A 1783-nucleotide genomic window follows, 5' to 3' on the forward strand; every position below is an offset into this window, starting at 1 on the left:
CATCACACTCAACACCCGAGACCACGCCGCCTGCAACACCGTACTCATCGTCGAATCCAACTGCCGCACCAAAGAATCCAGCGCAAGCGTCATCGACTCCGACACCGAGAAACTCCGCGACAACCGCGCCGAAGTCACATCTTCTCCGAGTGGATCGATGAGGGTCGGCGTCTCGAAGCCCGAGAACTTGTCCCGCCACACCACACTCGAAGCGTCCGCGTCCTGCTCGGAAACCCACGCCAGGTAGCTCCGATACGGCACCGGTAGCGGCTGGCTCTCCCCGCGATACGCGCGGAATATCTCCGCCAACAGAATTGGCAAAGACCAACCATCGACAACAATGTGATGCATTGTCACCACCAGGTGGAATCTGCCGGCCGCCACCTGCACCAGGGAAACCCGGAACGGTGACTCGCGATCCAGGTCGCAGCACGCGATCCGGTCCTCCGACGCCAGTTGCCGCAAACGGCGATCCGGCTCGGTCGCACCGGCCAGGTCGACAAAGCGCCAGGGCACGTCGGGGGTTTTCAACACAATCTGCACCGGCCGGGTGAACTGCTTGTAGGCGAAGCGCGCACTCAGTTGCGGATGGCGATTCGCCAGAGCCTGCACCGCGGCACGAAGACCCGCCACATCCAGCTCACCCGTGAGCATCAAATCCAGCTGTGTCGCATACAGATCGGAGCTGCCGTCGTTGTACGCGGCGTGGAAGAGCAACCCTTCCTGCAGCGGAGCCAACGGCAAGATATCGGCGACCTCGAATATCGATTCCAGTTCATCGATCTGCGATTGACCGAAGTCCCGCACCAGCAGATCGGCGGGGACCAGCCCACTTCCGCCCTGCTGCGCGTAGCGGCAAATCCCTTCGACCGCTTCGAACCACAGTCGAGCGATGGACTCGATCTCGGCACGATCCAGCTTCGACCCCGCATACGCCATCGAGGCCTGCAACTGCAAGCCGGCATCGGTGTCCACCGCAGCGGCATTGATCTCGACAGTGTGTGGAAGCGTCATCTCCGGGGACATCGCCAACTCCGCAGCCAGCCCTTGCACCTGCCACGCCGCGGACCCCTCGGTAGCGAGCGACCCGCCACCCGTCCGACCGAGATAGTTGAACCCGATCTGCGGATCGGCGACATTCAGCAGCGGTTCATTTCGCACATACCGCAGCAAGCCATACGTCAGACCCTCCGGAGTCGCACGCAACTGCTGCTTCACAGCCTTGACAACAGCACCCAGCGCTACACCGGATCCCGTGATCTCATCCCATCCACGCTTCGGAACACACAGCGACACAGGATATTTCGCCGTGAACCAACCCACCGTCCGCGACAGATCCGCCGCACCACCGAACCGCTCCTCCCGACCATGCGACTCCACATCGATACCGATCGCGGAACGATGCCCGACATGTTCGGCCAACGCCAAAGCCAGTGCGGTCAAAAGGATTTCGTTCACACCCATACCCAGGCGAGCGGACGCATCGCCCAGCAGTATTGCTGTCGCGTCGACTCCCAGCGCAGCCACATGATGCTCGGCGGTCCGCACCACATCCACGCCCGGCTCGATCACCGGCAAAACCACAGGAGCGGAAGCGATTTCCTGCCAAATGGGCAGCTGCGCCGACACTTCGTCAGCGGTGTCACGCAACTGCTCCGACCAGGTCCGGAACGACGTACCCGCGGTCGCCAGGCTGATCTGCCGCCCGGAACGCAGTGCGTCCCAGCCCAGATTGAGATCGTCACCGATAATCCGCCACGACACCACATCGACAGCCAGATGA

Annotated in this window: 1 protein-coding gene; it reads right to left on the reverse strand. The window is 62.3% G+C overall.

The genetic code is table 11. The annotated features are described in order from the left end of the window. Positions 1-1783, reverse strand: a 1783-nt coding sequence (locus GFY24_RS40785; RefSeq protein ID WP_228567170.1) for a condensation domain-containing protein, incomplete at both ends; no start/stop codon positions are given.

This window comes from Nocardia sp. SYP-A9097 (assembly GCF_009649815.1).
GTDB lineage: Bacteria > Actinomycetota > Actinomycetes > Mycobacteriales > Mycobacteriaceae > Nocardia.